17 protein-coding genes and 1 pseudogene are annotated in these 19,411 nt (G+C 32.7%); 13 read left to right on the top strand and 5 right to left on the bottom strand.

Annotated elements, in window-relative coordinates; translation table 11 throughout:
* Positions 1–15 precede the first annotated feature (15 nt).
* The gene (locus FQU21_RS05165) at positions 16–1,020 is read right to left on the bottom strand and encodes an LLM class flavin-dependent oxidoreductase (protein WP_147676920.1); all 1,005 of its coding nucleotides are present in this window, start codon (positions 1,018–1,020) and stop codon (positions 16–18) included.
* 235 nt (positions 1,021–1,255) lie between these two features.
* Here FQU21_RS05165 and FQU21_RS05160 point away from each other — a divergent pair, with 235 nt between their 5' ends.
* Entirely contained in the window at positions 1,256–1,705 is a 450-nt protein-coding gene (locus tag FQU21_RS05160; protein ID WP_147676919.1) for a TlpA family protein disulfide reductase, read from the top strand.
* 18 nt (positions 1,706–1,723) lie between these two features.
* Here the strand turns inward: FQU21_RS05160 and FQU21_RS05155 are convergent, their stop codons facing one another.
* Positions 1,724–3,001: a porin gene (locus FQU21_RS05155; RefSeq protein ID WP_187269324.1), complete on the bottom strand. Its 1,278-nt coding sequence runs from the start codon at positions 2,999–3,001 to the stop codon at positions 1,724–1,726.
* A 717-nt stretch (positions 3,002–3,718) separates the two neighbouring features.
* Between FQU21_RS05155 and FQU21_RS05150 the strand changes: the two genes are divergently transcribed.
* From FQU21_RS05150 to FQU21_RS05115, 8 genes and pseudogenes are all read left to right on the top strand, one after another.
* On the top strand, positions 3,719–4,372 hold the full coding sequence (locus FQU21_RS05150) for a metal-dependent transcriptional regulator (RefSeq protein ID WP_147676918.1): 654 nt from the start codon (positions 3,719–3,721) through the stop codon (positions 4,370–4,372).
* A gap of 101 nt (positions 4,373–4,473) precedes the next feature.
* Positions 4,474–5,400, top strand: coding sequence for a metal-dependent transcriptional regulator (locus FQU21_RS05145; RefSeq protein WP_187269323.1), 927 nt, complete (start codon positions 4,474–4,476; stop codon positions 5,398–5,400).
* A pseudogene (gene feoB / locus FQU21_RS05140) lies at positions 5,390–7,574 on the top strand (ferrous iron transport protein B). The gene FQU21_RS05145 and the pseudogene feoB overlap by 11 nt, the downstream one beginning before the upstream one ends.
* Positions 7,575–7,680: 106 nt before the next feature.
* Positions 7,681–8,880, top strand: coding sequence for an alanine dehydrogenase (locus FQU21_RS05135; protein WP_147676916.1), 1,200 nt, complete (start codon positions 7,681–7,683; stop codon positions 8,878–8,880).
* 35 nt (positions 8,881–8,915) lie between these two features.
* Entirely contained in the window at positions 8,916–9,293 is a 378-nt protein-coding gene (locus FQU21_RS05130) for a DUF4258 domain-containing protein (RefSeq protein ID WP_147676915.1), read from the top strand.
* Positions 9,293–9,886, top strand: coding sequence for a sugar transferase (locus tag FQU21_RS05125; RefSeq protein ID WP_147676914.1), 594 nt, complete (start codon positions 9,293–9,295; stop codon positions 9,884–9,886). The genes FQU21_RS05130 and FQU21_RS05125 overlap by 1 nt, the downstream gene beginning before the upstream one ends.
* 23 nt (positions 9,887–9,909) lie before the next feature.
* A complete protein-coding gene (locus tag FQU21_RS05120; protein WP_147676913.1) occupies positions 9,910–10,497 on the top strand; it encodes an alpha-ketoglutarate-dependent dioxygenase AlkB in 588 nt (195 codons plus the stop codon).
* A 63-nt stretch (positions 10,498–10,560) separates the two neighbouring features.
* Positions 10,561–11,631, top strand: a complete 1,071-nt coding sequence (locus FQU21_RS05115) for a UDP-N-acetylglucosamine 4,6-dehydratase (RefSeq protein ID WP_147676912.1) — start codon at positions 10,561–10,563, stop codon at positions 11,629–11,631.
* On the opposite strand, the gene FQU21_RS05110 is transcribed toward FQU21_RS05115, so the two are convergent.
* Positions 11,628–12,803: a proline dehydrogenase family protein gene (locus tag FQU21_RS05110; protein ID WP_147676911.1), complete on the bottom strand. Its 1,176-nt coding sequence runs from the start codon at positions 12,801–12,803 to the stop codon at positions 11,628–11,630. The genes FQU21_RS05115 and FQU21_RS05110 overlap by 4 nt on opposite strands.
* 96 nt (positions 12,804–12,899) lie before the next feature.
* On the opposite strand from FQU21_RS05110, the gene aroB reads away from it, so the two are divergent.
* Positions 12,900–13,967 carry a 3-dehydroquinate synthase gene (gene aroB / locus FQU21_RS05105; protein WP_147676910.1) on the top strand — a complete coding sequence of 356 codons (1,068 nt, stop codon included), beginning with the start codon at positions 12,900–12,902 and terminating at the stop codon, positions 13,965–13,967.
* Positions 13,968–14,002: 35 nt separating this feature from the next.
* Here the strand turns inward: aroB and FQU21_RS05100 are convergent, their stop codons facing one another.
* Complete coding sequence (locus tag FQU21_RS05100; protein WP_147676909.1) at positions 14,003–15,130, bottom strand: DegT/DnrJ/EryC1/StrS family aminotransferase; 1,128 nt, start codon at positions 15,128–15,130, stop codon at positions 14,003–14,005.
* A gap of 233 nt (positions 15,131–15,363) precedes the next feature.
* Here FQU21_RS05100 and FQU21_RS05095 point away from each other — a divergent pair, with 233 nt between their 5' ends.
* The 3 genes from FQU21_RS05095 (at position 15,364) to FQU21_RS05085 (ending at position 18,199) form a co-directional block, all read left to right on the top strand.
* Positions 15,364–16,359, top strand: a complete 996-nt coding sequence (locus FQU21_RS05095; RefSeq protein ID WP_147676908.1) for an SDR family oxidoreductase — start codon at positions 15,364–15,366, stop codon at positions 16,357–16,359.
* Between the two features lie 31 nt (positions 16,360–16,390).
* Positions 16,391–17,671: a nucleotide sugar dehydrogenase gene (locus FQU21_RS05090; protein ID WP_147676907.1), complete on the top strand. Its 1,281-nt coding sequence runs from the start codon at positions 16,391–16,393 to the stop codon at positions 17,669–17,671.
* A gap of 90 nt (positions 17,672–17,761) precedes the next feature.
* Positions 17,762–18,199: a thiol-disulfide oxidoreductase DCC family protein gene (locus FQU21_RS05085; protein WP_147676906.1), complete on the top strand. Its 438-nt coding sequence runs from the start codon at positions 17,762–17,764 to the stop codon at positions 18,197–18,199.
* Between the two features lie 17 nt (positions 18,200–18,216).
* Here FQU21_RS05085 and FQU21_RS05080 read toward each other — a convergent pair whose 3' ends face one another.
* Positions 18,217–18,897: a hypothetical protein gene (locus FQU21_RS05080; RefSeq protein WP_147676905.1), complete on the bottom strand. Its 681-nt coding sequence runs from the start codon at positions 18,895–18,897 to the stop codon at positions 18,217–18,219.
* Between the last annotated feature and the right edge of the window lie 514 nt (positions 18,898–19,411).

Here is a 19,411-nt window from a genome sequence, read left to right as displayed (position 1 = left end):
AGTTGTTGAATTAAATTACTTTAATTCGGTCATAATTTCTGAAAATAACTGATACGATCGTATCTTTTCTTTAATGCCATAAATATTGGTTACAGCAATAAGTTCGTCTGCTTTAGTCTGTTCCAAAAATTCTTCAACCCGTTTTTTTACGGTGGCTTTACTACCTACAAAAGCATATTTTAGCATTTGATGCACTTGCGGGTTTTGTATCATTGCTTTTAAATCCTTTGTTAGTACTGTAGGCGGTTGCACGTAATCCCGCTTACCAGTAAATATCCCTATAATCATTCGGATTAAAGAGGTGTATAACTGTTGAGCTTCTTCATCAGTATCGGCAATAATGATATTAACACCTGCCATGACATATGGAGATTTTAAATCTTTCGATGGTTGAAATTCTTTACGATAAATATCAATTGCTTGCCATAAATAACGGGTTGCAAAATGACTGGCAAAGGCATAAGGCAATCCTTTTTTTGCTGCCAAATGAGCACTATCGGTACTAGATCCTAAAATATAAAGTGGAATATCTACACCTTCGGCAACCGTTGCGCGAACCTTAGAAGTGGCATTTTCAATTGAAAAATACTTTTGAATTTTTTCTATTTCATTTGGAAAAGACTGTGCGGCAGACATAAAATCTGAGCGTATGGCTAGTGCAGTTTCTCTATCGGTTCCTGGTGCCCTTCCTAATCCTAAATCAATTCTATTTGGATACAGAGTTCCCAATGTGCCAAACTGTTCTGCAATAATTAACGGTGAATGATTGGGCAACATGATACCGCCAGAACCTACTCTAAGCGTGTTTGTACCTTGGGCAACATACCCAATTAATACTGCTGTGGCACTACTACCAATATTAGACGCATTATGATGTTCGGCTAACCAATACCGTGTATAACCAAATGCTTCTGCTTGTTGTGCGAGTGCTAAAGTATTATTATAGGTTTGTTCTAGAGTATAATTTTGAGAAACTAGAGCAAGATCTAATATAGAATAAGCTATTTTTTGTGTTTTCATTAGGTTAAATTAATCATGATATTTGAAGGTTCTAGTTCCATATCTTGAATAACAAAATTACACAACACCTCATATTTTTATTATAAATCTATCATAAATTATCATCTTACTCCTTAAAATAGATTAATTTCTAAGCAGATACAAATCTTATTTTTATAGGTTTCAAATTATAATTTCATATGATAACTTAAAACAATAAATAACTAATTTTGTAATCTATCTAAACAATTAAAAAATGAATAAAGTAATACAAAGCATTCCTGTTTTAGATTTAGACGGCCATGCGGTAGATTTAATGACAGCTTATAAAAACAAGGTATTATTACTTATTATTTATAACAATGACTGTTTAGGTTGTACAGGTCGTGCTATACCATTAGCTTATGAGTTTCAGCAAGAATACCCAGAAATTCAAGTTGTAGGTATCCATGCCGATTTTATTAATAGAGCAGCGAGTAAAGCTTCAATTAAAGCCATTTTTACTAGTGGAGAAATTCCTTTTCCTATTTATATAGACAAACAACATCGGGTTTATAATGAATTAAAAGCCGAAGGAACTCCGCAATGGTTGCTCATTTCAGAAAAAGGCGAACTGTTTCGTTCTATTTTTGGTTCTCAAGACAATGCGAAAAACCGTTTGTTTTATGCCATACAAAATCTAATTGAAAACAGGTCCACAAAATAAATTCTAGCTAACTTCTTTTTAGTTAATAACAATTTGATACAGTAAAATGAACATGCCCTTGCGCTCATCGACCTTTAATTGATTATTAATGTTTTGAAAAATGGGCCTGTTTTGGTATCCTAAACTAAGCTTGTTACTATGGCCTTTAAAAAAGCAATTTACACCTAAATCGTACACAATCATGGTGTTATCCAAAGCATCAAAATCTGAATGTTGAATGGCTATATTTGGCTGTAATCGATAATTTTTTTTGTTTTCGGCAAGCAGATATCCCAATTGAAAAAACAAGGTGTTTCCAGTTCCCATCATAGGAAAATCATTTCCACTACCGTTAAAAGATGTTCCACCCGAAGTAATATCGTTAGCTCCAACATTTCTAATATAGTTAGGGCCAAAATCATTATGATTATACCCTAAATACGCAGTAATGGCGCTTCCCTGTTCATTATTAAAGGGAGCATCATAAAATACATCGATTGCCCAGTTTTTAAAATCGTAGAATATTTCTTCTCCATTAACCAGCTGTGATGTCATTTTTGCCTGATTCATAAAACCTGCTCCTAAATTTAATAGGTGTTTTGTACCCAAATATGTGCCAGCTCTGCCACTATACGCCGATTTGTTACTTTCATTATCCAAAAATTCGTATTTAACATAACCCGATATTCTTTTTCTAGGCTTATTATAAGCATAATCTACCTTGCCTTCAATAGGGGCAACACCAAATTGAATAGGGTTTTTTAATGCTAAAGTATAATCGAATTTGCTAATTTGTCCTTTAATCCACAATCCTAAACTACGGGCAAGGTCATCATTTTTATTTACTGTTAATAATGAAAAAATAGGTGCATCAACAGCCATTAAGGTTGCACTACTTCTTACATTCCATCGATTTAATCCTTCCCATCCAGATTCACCAAAACCTACAGCGAAGGCTTTAGAAAATTCGTATTCGGCGTATAAATCCAACACCCCAAATTGAAAATCTTTTTCTTTTTTACTATTCAAATTATTACCACCAAATAGAGCATAAACATATAACTTAGGCGTTAACTGTGCATTAATACCAGCCCGTAATCGTCTTATTGAAACATCAAATACATTATTGGCAATTTCTCCATTAATAGTTGTTCCTGGGTTTGTATCAAAATACCGTGCCCATAATTGCATTCTAAGCGATCCTTTTATGTATGTTTTTCCGGTGTTATCTAAATTTATTCTTAATTTATTGCTTTGTGTATAAGAATAAAAACTAAAAAAAAACATAAAAATAAATAGAAGTCTTGTGGCTTTCATAAAAATTGATTTAAAGAATAATGAGAACTCGTAATAATTCATAAAATTTAATAGTAAAATTTTAAGCATTTCATTCCTCGTGGCTAAACTAGAGTAATAAAAAAACATACATAATGACTAATATCATATTCTTCTAACTTGTAAGAAAAAAAGCATTTTCGAATAAGAGATTTAAGATAAAAAAAGAGCGGAGTATATGGGGATTTCGGGTTTTTAAGTTTAATACAGTTATTAACTTTTATTTGACTTTAAACCTTGTTGTATACGAATAATTACGGGGTTGTATGCACCTGTTTTTTGAAGGAAAACCAGATGTTACAAACTTGCAACGCCCTTTATTTTGACACTAAAACGTAATTATTTTTATTATCTTCACTCGCCATACTTTTCTAATATTATGAATTTAAAAACTATCAATTTTGTGAACAATTGCGATAAGATTTTCGTCGTTGTTTTCATTTATTAAACGATATCCAATTGTGATTAATTCAGTCGTTTTTCAAATTTGGTATTATTAAAGTACCTAAAACCTTAAAATTCTATTCTCATTTTTTGAGTTAGCAATTATGCCTTTTAAAACTATCAGATTGTTTTTTTGTCTCTTATTTGTCTCTTAAATGAAGAATTGCGTGTTATGGTTTAGAATTATTATCATATTTATTTTTTAATTTAGACTTATCTAAAAATTTATTTTTATTTTTGTTTAAACTTATTTATATGCTTACAAACTCCGAAGAAAACTACATTAAAGAAATCTATAGTTTAGAACAGAAACACCAAACGGATGTAAACACCAATTTACTTGCCGAAAAGATAGAGACCAAAGCATCTTCGGTAACCGATATGCTTAAAAAATTGGCTAAAAAAGATTTGCTAATTTATCAAAAATACAAAGGTGCCAAGTTGAATACTAAAGGTGAAAAAGTGGCGCTTGCAGTGGTTAGAAAGCATAGACTTTGGGAGACTTTTCTTGTTGAAAAATTAAATTTTAGTTGGGATGAAGTTCATGAAATAGCCGAACAATTAGAACACATTCAGTCGGAAAAATTAACCAATGAATTGGATGCTTTTTTAAACTTTCCAAAGGTAGATCCTCATGGCGATCCCATTCCCGATGTTAACGGTAATTTCGCTACTATTAAAACCGTTTGTTTAAGTAAATTAAATATTGATGACGAAGGTGTTTTTGTTGAAGTTAAAGATGATTCGGATAAATTTTTAAAATATCTTACCAAGAATAATATTACTATTGGCGCTAAAATTAAAGTCGTAGATAAGGAGGATTTTGACAATTCAATTAAAATAGAAATAGATAAAAAACAATTTAATATTTCTGAAAATGTGATTAAGAATTTATACTTAAAAATATGAATTATACACCCATAACGAGTTTAGCCATATTTTTCGGAATTTGCATATTGCTTTTTTTTGTTTTCAGACCTAAAAAAGGAATATACTTTTTCCTAAAAAGTATGTATCACCAAAAGGATAAAACTATTATAGAAGATATTTTAAAATATTTATATCATAACCAAACCTCCAATAACTCGATTAGCACCATCGACTTAACCAATACTTTAAATTTCCCCAATACCATTATTATTGAAAGTTTAAAGAAAATGATGGATAACGAACTCATTATATTAGAGCACGATAGTTATAAATTAACTAGCAATGGTAATGAATATGCACTTCAAATTATTAGAGCACATAGACTTTGGGAAAAATATTTATCCGAAAAAACAGGTTTTCATAAAACAGAATGGCATGAAAGAGCCGAAAGAAAAGAGCATGAATTAAGTCCTACTGATATTAATAACTTATCATCTCTTTTAGGAAATCCAAAATTTGATCCGCACGGCGATCCCATCCCTACAAAAAAAGGGAAAATAGTAAGTAAAAGAGGTGTTCATTTATCGTCTGTTAAAGAAAATACAGTGGCCAAAATTATTCATATTGAAGATGAGCCCGATATTATTTATAAACAAATTTTAGCCGAAAACATACACTTATATTCTATTGTTAGAGTTGTTGAAAACAATAGTACTCGTGTGGTGTTTCATTCGGAAGGAGAACAGTTTGTTTTAGCGCCTATTGTCGCTGGAAATATTACCGTTTCTGTTTTAGAAAAAAGTGATTTAGAAGAGGATAACATAGCGCGTTTGTCTAGTTTAAAAATGGGGGAAACGGCTAAAATTATAGGACTTTCTAAAGAATCGAGAGGCGAAAGCAGAAGACGGCTTTTGGATTTAGGGTTTGTAAGAGGTGCTACGGTTGGTATCGATTTACTAAATCCTCTAGGTGATCCTAAAGCTTATTTAATAAAAGGAACCGCCATTGCTTTAAGAAAAGACCAAGCAGCAAAAATTTTAATAAACAAAATTAGTCATGGAAAATAAAACAAAAAGTGCTTGCGAAACCTGTGCACATTTTAATGCCGATGGACTAAAAAAACTAGGTGTAAAAACAGATGATTTTGATTTTGTTGTTGCCCTTGCGGGCAATCCAAATACAGGAAAAAGTACCGTTTTTAATGCCCTTACCGGTTTACGTCAGCACACAGGAAATTGGCCCGGGAAAACCGTAACTAGAGCCGAAGGAGGTTTTGAATATAACGAACAAAAATATAAATTGGTTGATTTACCAGGGACTTACTCTTTGTTATCAACATCGGAAGATGAAGAAGTTGCTCGTGATTTTATCCTTTTCGGAAAACCTTCCGTAACTATTATTGTTGTAGATGCGAGTCGTTTGGAGCGAAACTTAAATTTAGTATTACAAATACTCGAAATTACTAATAACGCCGTTTTATGCTTAAATTTAATAGATGAAGCCGAACGCAATCATATTGAAATAGATACACGAATATTAGCTAAAGATCTTGGTATTCCTGTGGTACCTACAAGTGCTAGATTTCAAAGAGGGATTCCAGAGCTTATTCAAACGGTTAGCGATTTAGCCAATGGAAAAATAACATGTAAACCGCGTAGAATAAAAAATATCCCTAAAAATATTGAAAAATCGGTTAAAGAATTAAGCGATACTATAGAAAAACAGTATCCAAATATTTCAAATAGTCGATGGATTGCTTTTAGATTATTAGAAGGCGACACTCAAATTATAGAAGCATTAAAAACTGGTAAAATAGCAACTAATGAATACTAAAAATATAGATGAAATTATTGCATTATCCGAAGAATTACGCTGGGAAATTGGTGATGATTTTCATGATAATTTAGCCGAAAGCATCTATGCCGATGCCTCTAAAATTGTTGAAGATACTGTAATTAAAGATAATAAAAAATCGAATTTTAGACTCGATGCTAAAATAGATAAAATTGTAACCAGCAGAATTTGGGGTTTTCCCATTATGCTATTTATTTTAGGTGCCGTATTATGGCTAACTATCATTGGCGCCAATTACCCCTCCTCTATGCTAGCCACAATATTATTAGACAATATACATCCCTTTTTAAAAAGTACCGGAACAAATTTAGGTTTCCCGTGGTGGTTAAACGGGTTTTTGTTTGATGGTGTCTATCTTGCAGTAGCGTGGGTTATAGCTGTTATGCTGCCACCCATGGCTATATTTTTTCCGTTATTTACCCTTTTGGAAGATTTTGGTTATCTACCAAGAGTTGCTTTTAATATGGATAACCTATTTAAAAAATCGGGAGCCCATGGTAAACAAGCCTTAACTATGAGTATGGGTTTTGGATGTAATGCCGCTGGCGTTGTTGCCACCCGAATTATTGATAGTCCAAGAGAACGATTAATTGCTATTATAACAAATAACTTTTCGTTGTGTAATGGCCGTTGGCCTACACAAATACTATTGGCAACTATTTTTATTGGTGCTGTAGTTCCCGAATCTTATTCAAGTTTAGCCTCTTTATTGGCAGTAATTGGTATTGCCATTTTAGGTATAGCTTTTATGTTTTTCTTTTCTTGGGCGTTATCGAAAACCGTTTTAAAAGGAGAAGTTTCAACCTTTAATTTAGAATTACCACCCTATCGACCTCCTGTATTTTGGAAAACAATTTATACCTCTTTAATCGATAGAACCATGATTGTTTTATGGCGTGCTATTGTTTTTGCCGCACCTGCCGGAGCGGTTATTTGGTTAATTTCAAATATTACTATAGGCGATTTAAGTTTAGCCTCTTGGGCTATTAATTACTTGGATGGTTTTGGCTTTTTATTAGGGCTAAATGGCGTTATTCTTCTTGCGTATGTGGTGGCTATTCCTGCCAATGAAATTGTAATCCCAACCATATTAATGCTTACCGTTATGGTTACTGGTATTGCCGGAGGTGTTGGTAATGGGGTTATGTTCGAATTAGATTCGGTAACCGCCACAGCCGATATTTTAAAAGCTGGGGGGTGGACCTTACTTACTGCTATAAACGTGATGCTTTTTAGTTTGTTGCACAACCCCTGTAGCACAACCATATATACTATTTACAAAGAAACCAATAGTGTTAAATGGACGGTGGTTGCTTCTATTCTTCCGGTTATTGCTGGTTTTATTGTCACCTTTTTAGTAGCTCAAATTTGGAGAATATTCATCTAAAATAATTAAAACTTGATATAAGGTTTATTTTCATATTGTAATTTTAGATATAGTTGATTTGAATTACAAAATTTATTTGTAATTTGATTTTTTTTAATACGAAAACATGAAGCAACCTCTATCACCTTTTACTAAACAGCAACTTTTACCACAAGAGGAAACTCTTGAAATATTTAGAAAGAAAGGCGAATTATTTATTGGTATCCCTAAAGAAACCGCCTATAAAGAAAAGCGCGTTTGCTTAACACCAGATGCCGTTTACGCTTTAACAAGTAATGGTCATCGGGTATTATTAGAGTCTGGCGCTGGCGAAGGCGCTAATTTTAGCGATAAAGATTACAGTGAAGCTGGTGCTGAAATCACTAAAGATGCCGAAAAAGTTTTTGCTTGTCCCATGATTTTAAAAGTGGAACCACCAAGTTTAGAACAAATTAAACTTATCAATCCACAAACCATAATAATTTCTGCGCTACAGTTAAAAACACAGCACAAAAAATATTTTGAAACCTTAGCTGCTAAACGCATCACAGCTTTAGCTTTTGAGTTTATTAGAGATTCCGATAACGCCTACCCTGCCGTAAAATCGCTAAGTGAAATTGCTGGAACAGCTTCGGTACTTATTGCTGCAGAATTACTCTCAGATGCGAGTACCGGAAACGGACTTATGTTTGGCAATATTAGTGGCGTTCCGCCTTTAGAAGTGGTTATTATAGGGGCTGGAACTGTTGGCGAATTTGCTAGTAGAAGTGCTATTGGCTTAGGGGCCAACGTAAAAGTATTCGATAATTCCTTAACCAAATTGCGTAGAATTCAAACGCATTTAGGGCGTCCTATTTATACCTCCACTATTCAACCCAAAAATTTAAGTAAAGCTTTAAAACGTTGCGATGTTGTTATTGGCGCTATACGCGGAAAAAATAGAGCACCAGTAGTTGTTTCCGAAGCCATGGTGCAACACATGAAAAAAGGCGCTATTATTATCGACGTCAGTATCGATATGGGGGGCTGTTTTGAAACGAGCGAAGTTACTTCACATAAACATCCCACATTTATAAAACATAATGTCGTGCACTATTGTGTCCCCAATATTCCTGCACGATATTCCAAAACAGCTTCAGTTTGTATCAGTAATATTTTTACGCCTTATTTATTAAAAATTGCCGAAGATGGTGGTTTAGAAAATTCATTGCGTTTTGATCGCGGTTTAAAAAATGGGTTGTATTTTTACCACGGCATTTTAACAAGTAAATCTGTTGGAGAATGGTTTGGTTTAGAATATAGCGATATTAATTTACTTATATTTTAATTAAACCTGCTTAAATTATTATCAAAAATTTTTAAATGAAACTTATTCAGCGTATTGGCTATTACCTCGGCGGATTTTCTATGGGGTTAATCATTTTAGCATTCTTTTTAAACGGAAAAAAAACCTCTTGCAGCTATGGTCCGGACGCTAGAGTTTTAAAAAACATAAACTCTAAAACGATTGTTTATAACAGCGTTATTTCGGAATTTATTTCAAATAACGTTATTGATTCTATGGGAATAAGAAGCATTTTGAAGAAAGGTGACATTAATTTTTCTGAAAGTGACCCCAGACACAAACCTTGCGGTGTGTATTTAGTTGAAGGTGAATTGAATGAAAAAGACATTATTTTAACCGTTGAAAACTGCGCAGATACTGCCACCATCACCAATTTACAAATAGAAAACGATTAATGATAAAGCGTGCTTTTGATGTTACTTTTTCGATTTTAGGCTTAATTATTCTGCTTCCATTTCTTTGTATTATAAGCATTCTTATTAAAATAGACTCTAAAGGGCCTATTCTATTTATACAAAGTCGAGTTGGGAAAGATTTCCATGATTTTAATATTTATAAGTTTAGAACCATGAAGCAAAACTCCCAAAAAAAAGGATTACTCACTTTGGGACTTCAAGACAAGCGTATTACTTCATTAGGTTACCTCTTAAGAAAATATAAAATTGACGAACTTCCTCAATTAATTAATGTTTTAAAAGGTGACATGAGTTTTGTAGGGCCACGACCTGAAATTCGTTATTTTATCAACTTCTATTCCGAAGATGATTTAAGCGTGTTACAAGTACGTCCAGGAATTACAAGTTTGGCTTCTTTAAATTATATCCAAGAAGCCGAATTACTTAAAACTGTCGAAAACCCAGAAATATTTTTTGTTGAAAGCATAATTCCAAACAAGCTAAAACAAGATAAAGCGTATATTGCAAAACAAAATTTTTTATTAGATTTAAAAATAATTGGACTTACTGTTATTAAGATATTAAAAAATTAACCCAAAAGAAATCTTCAAACAAAATGAAGTTACCTTTAAACTGTGAAGTTGAATATTTTAGTGATTTTTTAGAGCAAGACTGTGCTAATACATTATTTGCGGAGCTAATCGATATTGTTGAAAAAACAGACTTTAGCCCTAAAACGGCAGACGGAATAACGCATGATGTTAATTTTGGTAAAATGATGTTTTTAGATGAAAATCTTCTTGTTACTAACAGATTTCCAGAAGAACATTGGGGACCAACTCGGGCTTGGACAGAAAGCCTGAAAAAACTACAAAATAAAATTGAAAAATTTACAAAGCAAAAGTTTGAAGTTTGTGTGCTAATATGTTATCCGGATGGAAATTCTGGAGTTGATTTTCATTCAGATTTTTCGGCCTTTGGTGATACCTCTATTATTTCTTCAATAAGTTTGGGGGAAGAACGGGAATTTAAGTTTAGAGAAAAAGAAAGTAAACAAGAACTGTCGCAAACCTTAAAAAATGGAAGTTTAATAATTATGGGAGAGCATTGCCAAGAGCAATACGAACATAGTCTTCCAATAAACCCAAAATATAAAGGCTCAAGAATAAATCTAACCTTTAGAAAATATGGGTTTGATAATTAAAAAATAATCAAAATTATTAAAACCTCCTTTTAAACGATATAAAAAAAGCTTCCGAAATAATTAATGAATACAGCAACCATTAATCAAATAGATCAATTATTAAAAAATTCGGGATTATTTCCCGAAGAAGGAATTCCTACCCAAAACATTTCCAATTTTAATTTTTCAAACGAAACTATTTTAATTACCGGAGCTGCTGGATCTATTGGTAGCGAACTTTCTAAACAACTTATAAATTGTCAATACAAAAAACTGATTTTAATTGATATTGCAGAATCTCCGTTGTACCATTTAATTAATGAACCCGAATTTGAAAACGCATCGAACATTCATTTCTTAATCCTTAATATTACTGAGAAAGATGCGATACAGCACCTTTTTGAAACTTATAAACCAACGATAATACTGCATGCTGCGGCTTATAAACACGTGCCATTAATGGAAGCCAATCCTTTCGAATCTATTAAAGTTAATATTTCTGGAACCAAACGATTAGCCGATTTAGCGCATATCCATAACGTTAAGAAATTCATTTTTATTTCTACAGATAAAGCTGTAAACCCAAAAAGTGTTATGGGGATTTCTAAACGGATTGCAACCGATTATTTAATGTCTCTATCAGAAAAAAGCCAAACACGTTTTTTAACCACGAGATTTGGAAATGTATTGGGCTCCAACGGATCGGTAGTACCTCTTTTTAAAAAACGTATTGAAATGGGAAAACCGTTAATAATAACCAACAAGGCAATTTCTCGGTACTTTATCAATACCCAAAAAGCTTGTCATTTAATATTAGAATTGACAAACGATAATCATGAGAAAAGTAATCTGTTTACTTTCAATATGGGAAATCCTATTAAAATCATTGATTTAGTAGAACGTTTAATTCTATTTTGTAATAAAAAAGACGTAGATGTGCAATTTTCGGAATTAAGACCCGGTGAAAAAGTTTATGAAGATTTATTTTCAGATAACGAAACCTTGCTCGCAACAACAAATAAAGATATTTTATTAGTTAAGAAAAAACAGGAACACCACTTTTCGCTTGATTTCTTAGAACGGTTATTTAAAATAAATGCCTTTACACCGCATCATGAGGTAAAGGCTATTTTAAAAAGTTATATTTCTAATTAAAGATTTTTTCTACGCTGTTTTTCTATACTTAAAAGGGCTAATTCCCGACCAGTTTGTCCTGCAACCGAGGTGTTTTCTTCCGCCCGGCGTATTAAATAAGGCATCACATCTTTCACGGGGCCAAATGGCATATATTTAGCAACGTTATAACCTTTGTCGGCTAAATTGTAACTTATATGGTCGCTCATTCCGTATAATTGGCCAAACCAAACGCGGGCATCATTATTCGCTATGCCTTTACTTTCCATAAGTTTCATAAGCATATACGAGCTATCTTCGTTATGTGTTCCAGCAAAAACAGACATGTCATTTATGTTTTCTAGCATATAGTTAAGGGCCACATTAAAATTTTCGTCGGTAGCCGCCTTGCTTTTACAAATTGGTGTCGGATAGTCCTGTTCTTCAGCTCTGTCATTTTCTTTTTCCATATAAGCACCGCGAACCAATTTATAACCTAAATAATAATGTCCGGCCTTTGCTTTTTCATGTTCGCTCTTTAAAAAATCCATTCTGTCGTGGCGATACATTTGTAAGGTATTAAAAACAATAGGCTTTTCGGTATTATATTTCACCATCATATCACGAACCAATACATCGGCAGCTCCTTGCATCCAACTTTCTTCTGCATCAATTAAAACGGCAACATCATAAGCTTTTCCTTTTTCGCATACTTTATCAAAACGGGCAACAATTCGATCCCATTCTGCTTGTTCTTTTTCTGTTAAAATAGCACCTTTAGATAGTTTTTCAAATAAATAAAAACGTCCAAAACCAGTGGGTTTAAAAACCGCAATAGGGATGGCTTTTAGGTTTTTAGAAAACTCCATGATTTTTAATACTTTTTCCATGGCGGCATCAAATTCTTGCTCATTTTCTTTACCTTCCACAGAATAATCTAACACAGAGCTCACGCCTTTTTCATACATTTTTTTAATTACGGGCAAGCAATCGTCTTCACTTACACCGCCACAAAAATGATCGAAAACCGTGGACCTAATTAACCCCTCAATAGGCAAATGTGCTTTTAATGCGAAATTGGTCGCTGCGGTTCCAATACGAACTAGAGGCTCAATAGAGATCATTTTAAACAAAAAATAAGCACGTTCAAGCTCGGAATCACTTTTCAAGGAAAAAGCAATTTCTGTGTTATTGAAGATTAAATCCGTATTCATCTTTTTCAATTTTATTTTTGTAAATATAATTATACCTAAGTTATCATTTTATATAAAATCTCCTTAATTTTACAGGCTTAAAACGTTTAATATTTTATGGATTCTATACGCACAAAAAACTGTACGATACATTTTAATAGCACTTGTTATTCTTCTCTAAATAAACATCTTAAAGAAAATAATTTTTCTAAAGTTTTTATTTTGGTTGATGAAAACACACACCAACTTTGTTTACCACTATTCTTAGAACAGATGGAAACGACGGCTGTTATTGAAATTATAGAGATAGAATCCGGAGAAATTAACAAAACAATTGACACTTGTGTTGGTGTTTGGAATGCCTTATCGGAATTGGATGCCGACCGAAAAAGTTTACTTATTAATATTGGTGGTGGCGTTATTACAGATCTTGGTGGTTTTGTAGCCTGTACCTTTAAACGCGGTATTGCTTATATTAACGTACCTACTACCCTACTTTCTATGGTCGATGCCTCGGTTGGAGGAAAAACAGGTGTGGATTTAGGGCACTTAAAAAACCAAGTGGGTGTTATTAGTAACCCCGATTTAGTCTTAATTGATACTAAATATTTAAACACTTTAGAAACCAACCAAATGCGTTCTGGCTTAGCCGAAATGTTAAAACATGGTTTAATTACAGGGGAAACGTATTGGAATAAATTTCAAGATTTATCGAAATTATCATTGGACGATTTAGACGCATTAATTTATGAATCTGTTGAAATAAAAAGAGATGTTGTTGAAGAAGATCCTTTTGAAAACGGACTGAGAAAAACCTTAAACTTCGGACATACTTTAGGCCACGCTATAGAATCTTACTTTTTAAGCAACCCGAATAAAACCACCTTATTGCATGGTGAAGCTGTTGTTGTTGGTATGATTTTAGCTTGCTATATTTCTACAGAATTAGCTGGTTTTCCTAAAGAAACCACAGAAAGTATTAAAGCGTTGTTTATTGGATATTACGGGAAAATTGATATTGAAAAAACTGAAATTCCTGAAATTATTGAATTGCTTAAATACGATAAGAAAAACAACCACGGTAATATTAACTTCGTGCTATTAGAAGCGATTGGCGTGACTAAAATTGACTGTTTAGTTGATGATAAGGTGATATTGGATGCTTTTGATTTTTATGCAAATTAGTTTTTGTAATCAAATAAATAATATTGATACCGTGGTTATTTTAACGATGGTATCAATATTTCTAAAATTCGATTTAAATCTGTTTTTGTTAAATTGGATCCGCTTGGCAAGCAAAGTCCTTTTTCAAAAAGCTCTTCCGATGTGCCATTTGTAAAACTTAAACAATCCTTAAACAGAGGTTGTTTGTGTAAGGGTTTCCATAAAGGTCTGGCTTCAATATTATCATCCAAAAGCGCTAAGCGCAATGTTTCACGAGTTTCATAGCGATCTGTTTTTATACAAGTCAGCCATCTGTTGGAATAAAAACCTGTAGGTTCTTCAAGAAATTCGATGTTATCAAAAGCAGCTAAACCTTCTTTGTAAAATTCATAATTGGCTCGTCTTGCTAAAACACGTTGATTTAAAACTTCCATTTGCCCACGCCCTATTCCTGCTAAAACATTACTCATTCTATAATTATAACCTATTTGAGAGTGCTGATAATGTGGTGCATCATCCCTAGCCTGTGTGGCTAAAAACACAGCTTTTTCCTTTAAGTTTTTAGTTTTGGTAATTAAGGCGCCTCCGGCAGAGGTTGTTATTATTTTATTTCCGTTAAAGGAAAATATTCCAAAATCGGAAAGTATACCACAGGCTTGATTTTTATACATACTCCCCAACGCTTCGGCACTATCTTCAATAATCGGAATTTCATATTGACTAGCTATAGCATGTATTTCATCGGCTTTATAAGGCATACCATATAAATGAACCGCAATAATAGCTTTGGGCTTCTTTCCTTTTTTTATTCGGTCTTTAATGGCGAATTCCAAGAGTTCTGGCGACATATTCCAGGTCTCCTTTTCACTATCCACAAAAATGGGCGTGGCTCCTAAATACAAAATAGGATTGGCTGATGCCGAAAATGTAAAACTTTGGCAAATAACTTCATCGCCCTTACGAACACCAATTAAATCTAAAGCCAAATGTATTGCTGCCGTTCCAGAACTTAAAACCGCAACTTCATTTTTTGAACCCAAATACGTTTTAATGTCGTCTTCAAAAGCGGTTATATTTGGACCTAATGGTGCTATCCAGTTGGTTGCAAACGCCTCGCTAACATAGTTCTGTTCGTTTTTACCTAAATGCGGTGACGATAGATAAATTTTGTTTTTTGTTGGCATTTATTTTGAGTTAAAGAGCTTAGTGCTTTTCTATTTTGTTTCGCTAAAACTATCATAAAAATTGATGATTCACAACAATACTTTTTATCTATTTTCTTCAGAATCTTAAATTGGATTTCGTTTTTTATAATAATCTCCTTTTTATTAGAAAAAAACGAGCATAATGAGAGTTTATTAAGCAAGTTTGATATATTTTTCACATATTTGTTTGAAAGTATTTTAAACCGAATATAATGGATCTTAACTTAATAAAAACTTTAGAAGAAAAACATGTTTTAGTAACCGGTGGCGCAGGTTTTATTGGTTCTAATTTATGTGAATTTTTATTAAAAGGAAACGTTAAGGTTACCTGTTTAGATAATTTTTCTACTGGAAAAAAAGCCAATATCAAACCTTTTTTAATAAACCCCAATTTCACCTTAATTGAAGGCGATATTAGACAATTAGACGATTGTCATAAAGCATGTAAAAACGTAGATTATGTTTTACATGAAGCGGCATTGGGATCCGTCCCCCGCTCTATTAACGATCCTATTACAACGAATGACGTTAATGTTTCAGGGTTTTTAAACATGCTGGTTGCTGCCAGAGATGCTGGGGTAAATCGTTTTGTTTATGCGGCAAGTTCTTCAACTTATGGCGATCATGAAGCGCTTCCTAAAACCGAAGATATTATTGGAAAACCCTTATCGCCCTATGCCATTACCAAATACGTAAACGAACTTTATGCCGATATTTTTCATACCACCTATAATTTAGATGTGGTTGGGTTACGTTATTTTAATGTTTTTGGCAGACGCCAAGATCCAAATGGCGCCTATGCTGCGGTAATTCCTAAATTTGTACAGCAGTTTATAAATTTGGAATCGCCTGTTATTAATGGAGACGGAAGTTATTCTCGTGATTTTACCTATATTGATAATGTGGTACAAATGAATTTTAGAGCACTCACAACCAATAATGAAGACGCATTAAATACAGTCTACAATGTAGCTTTTGGTGAACGGACGACTTTAAAAGAATTAACCGTTTTATTGAAAGATTATTTATCTGAATTTGATAAAAATATTAAAACGGTGGACATTAAATATAGAGAAAATCGAGTCGGAGATATTCCACATTCTTTAGCATCGATAGACAAGGCGAAACGATTACTACATTACAAACCTGAGTTTGATATAAAAACGGGACTCAAAGATGCAGTAGCTTGGTATTGGAATAACTTATAATTTTGGTAAAAAAACAACCGTTAAAAAGATAATGAAGAATACAAAAATTACGATAATAGGTTTAGGTTACGTGGGATTGCCACTAGCTAGATTGTTTGCTACCAAATATAATGTGGTTGGTTTTGATATTAACCAAACTAGAATTAACAATTTATCTAAAGGATACGATGCCACATTAGAGATTGAGTCTGAGCTATTAAAATCGGTTTTAAAACCGACTAAAAATGATGATATTGGATTAATTTGTTCCTCCAATATTGAAGATATTAAAGATAGTAATTACTATATTGTCACGGTTCCCACCCCTATTGATAAAAACAACAAACCCGATTTAACGCCGCTTTATGCTGCGAGTAAAACCATAGGAGAAGTCTTAAAAATAGGTGATATTGTTATTTATGAATCTACCGTATATCCAGGGGCTACAGAGGATGAATGTGTACCTATATTAGAAAAAATAAGCGGATTAAAATTTAATAAAGATTTTTTCGCTGGCTATTCTCCAGAGCGCATTAATCCCGGAGATAAAGTACATACCATTGAAAAAATTTTAAAAGTCACCTCGGGTTCTACACCTGAAATAGGTGAAAAAGTAAATGCTTTATATGCTAGTGTGATTACTGCTGGTACGCACCTTGCGCCTTCCATAAAAGTGGCAGAAGCGGCTAAAGTGATTGAAAACTCGCAGCGCGATATTAATATTGCTTTTGTAAACGAGCTGGCAAAAATATTTAATTTAATGCATATCGATACACATGCTATTTTGGAAGCAGCGGGTACAAAATGGAACTTTTTACCTTTTAAACCAGGACTTGTTGGCGGACATTGTATTGGTGTGGATCCTTATTATTTGGCTCAAAAAGCGCAAGAAATTGGGTATCATCCAGAAATTATTTTGGCTGGGCGTCGCGTAAACGATGGCATGGCACAATACGTCGCTTCTGAAATTGTTAAATTAATGGTGAAAAACGACATCGCGATTAAAGGTGCTAAAATTCTGAATTTAGGCATTACGTTTAAAGAAAACTGCCCTGATGTACGAAATACCAAAGCCGTAGATGTCATTAACGAATTAAAAAGTTATGAAACCGATATGTCTATTTATGATCCTTGGGCGAATGTGGATGAAGTAAAACACGAGTATAATTTGGATACATTAAAAGAGCTTCCAAAAGGCGCCTTTGATGTTATTGTGCTTACCGTGGCACATAAAGAATTTTTAAATCAAAATTGGAATAGTTTATTAAAACCAAATGGTATTTTATATGATGTAAAAGGTGTTTTAACAGAAAAAGTTCATGGACGTTTGTAATAGTATTGAGGTATTAAAGACTAAAATATGAGATTTAAATACGTTGTAATGTTCATATAAAAATCATGACAAACAAATAAATTGCAAAAAATGTCTTTAGAATCCAATGCAAATACAACACTTCAAGCTGATAAAAAAATAATATTTTTTGACGGTGTTTGTAATTTGTGTAATGGTTTTGTAGATTTTGTCATTAAACGCGATAAGCAGAAACAACTTTTTTTTTGTTCCCTTCAATCGAATACGGCTCGTGAAATTTTAGAAAAACATGATATTGCGCTTGGCAATACGTTTTCAACTATTTATTTTTTTGAAAATGGTATGGTGTATGATAAATCTAAAGCTATTTTATACGCCATAAAATACATCAATCCTAAATATAAGTTTTTAGGAAACGCGCTTTTGATAATACCTGCTTTTATTAGAGATTTTATATATTTTTATATTTCAAAATACCGATATAAAATACTTGGAAAAAAGGAAACTTGCAGAATGCCTTCAAAAGCAGAACGCAGTCAATTTCTTTAATAATCGAATAAGAAGTCTTAATCTTTAATTACCACCACACTAACTCTTACGCCTTTTTCTAGTGCCCAAACTTTATTAGCAATAACAGCACCTGTTTCATCTTCAATACGATATTCTGCGGTGTTAGGCCCAGAAGCCCCAGTATTAATAGCAAAAAATTCAATTTTATTAGCGCCTTCTTTTAACTTCAACCTAAAACCACTAAAACCACGACCTAAATGAACATTAGACCTTAATACATCATCATTAACAAAAATGCGCAGTAAATCGCCATCAACAGCACTATAATCTCTGTATTTAATTTGAACATATAATGATTTTGTATGGTAATCTCCCCAAAAAGCATCTTTTTTTAAACCAGCATTTTCTCCATAGCCGTCAGGTAATACAGCTGTTTTTTGCCGGTCTAAGTTTTTGGTATACAACTCTCCTGGATTTCCAAATTCTTCTTCAGGAAACATCGAAATTTGTCGTTTGGGTGTGCTTAAATCTGTTGAAACTCTTGGCGCATTCATACCATTTAAAGGATTACTTTTAGCTTCAATAGGCGTTGAAGGTTTCGGTATTTCAGCTTTTAAAGAATCTTTTTCACTTTCTATAACAGGAAATGGAGTCGATTTATTATTTCTACTATCTATTTGGGCAAAACTAGATATAGTGAAAAGTAAAAATATAAAAAATGAAAAATAAAACTTCATTGGTCTTTCAGCGTCTTTAAATTATAATAGGTCACAAATTTGCTACAATTAGTTTCAAAGATAAATGTTATCATTTAAAACACAATTATACACATTTCAATTTAGTAAAAAATTAATACAATAATCATTCCTTAAACAGGATTTCGTTAAAAAAAAACAATATTATTAGGATTGAACTGTTAAATAAATCGTAAATTATATTTAATTTAATTCATTAAAAATAGTTTTTTTTAACGAAATAATCTTCATCACAGCCGCTATACAACCTAATAATCAATTAGATTTTCTGAATTAAGATGAGTTTAATAAGCTATTTTTTCATTATTATGAAAATAAACACTTTTTATATTTCACTAAATTACAGCCAATTATTTCATTTATTCCTAATAAATTCTAACATAACCCTTATTAATATAAATTTCAAGGTGTTTTAACCCAGAGCATGGCTGCAAGCCTTTAAAGTTTAAACCTTATAATAAACAAGTGAAATGTTAACTACATAGAATAAAATAAT

The organism is Algibacter pacificus, assembly GCF_008033385.1.
In the GTDB taxonomy this organism is placed as follows: Bacteria; Bacteroidota; Bacteroidia; order Flavobacteriales; family Flavobacteriaceae; genus Algibacter; species Algibacter pacificus.
This window is presented reverse-complemented; position numbering and strand designations above follow the sequence as displayed.

Coding starts and splice junctions, on each gene's coding strand:
- FQU21_RS05165 (WP_147676920.1), bottom strand. CDS start 1,020: ATGAAAACACAAAAAATAGCTTATTCTATATTAGATCTTGCTCTAGTT.
- FQU21_RS05160 (WP_147676919.1), top strand. CDS start 1,256: ATGAATAAAGTAATACAAAGCATTCCTGTTTTAGATTTAGACGGCCAT.
- FQU21_RS05155 (WP_187269324.1), bottom strand. CDS start 3,001: ATGAAAGCCACAAGACTTCTATTTATTTTTATGTTTTTTTTTAGTTTT.
- FQU21_RS05150 (WP_147676918.1), top strand. CDS start 3,719: ATGCTTACAAACTCCGAAGAAAACTACATTAAAGAAATCTATAGTTTA.
- FQU21_RS05145 (WP_187269323.1), top strand. CDS start 4,474: ATGTATCACCAAAAGGATAAAACTATTATAGAAGATATTTTAAAATAT.
- FQU21_RS05135 (WP_147676916.1), top strand. CDS start 7,681: ATGAAGCAACCTCTATCACCTTTTACTAAACAGCAACTTTTACCACAA.
- FQU21_RS05130 (WP_147676915.1), top strand. CDS start 8,916: ATGAAACTTATTCAGCGTATTGGCTATTACCTCGGCGGATTTTCTATG.
- FQU21_RS05125 (WP_147676914.1), top strand. CDS start 9,293: ATGATAAAGCGTGCTTTTGATGTTACTTTTTCGATTTTAGGCTTAATT.
- FQU21_RS05120 (WP_147676913.1), top strand. CDS start 9,910: ATGAAGTTACCTTTAAACTGTGAAGTTGAATATTTTAGTGATTTTTTA.
- FQU21_RS05115 (WP_147676912.1), top strand. CDS start 10,561: ATGAATACAGCAACCATTAATCAAATAGATCAATTATTAAAAAATTCG.
- FQU21_RS05110 (WP_147676911.1), bottom strand. CDS start 12,803: ATGAATACGGATTTAATCTTCAATAACACAGAAATTGCTTTTTCCTTG.
- aroB (WP_147676910.1), top strand. CDS start 12,900: ATGGATTCTATACGCACAAAAAACTGTACGATACATTTTAATAGCACT.
- FQU21_RS05100 (WP_147676909.1), bottom strand. CDS start 15,130: ATGCCAACAAAAAACAAAATTTATCTATCGTCACCGCATTTAGGTAAA.
- FQU21_RS05095 (WP_147676908.1), top strand. CDS start 15,364: ATGGATCTTAACTTAATAAAAACTTTAGAAGAAAAACATGTTTTAGTA.
- FQU21_RS05090 (WP_147676907.1), top strand. CDS start 16,391: ATGAAGAATACAAAAATTACGATAATAGGTTTAGGTTACGTGGGATTG.
- FQU21_RS05085 (WP_147676906.1), top strand. CDS start 17,762: ATGTCTTTAGAATCCAATGCAAATACAACACTTCAAGCTGATAAAAAA.
- FQU21_RS05080 (WP_147676905.1), bottom strand. CDS start 18,897: ATGAAGTTTTATTTTTCATTTTTTATATTTTTACTTTTCACTATATCT.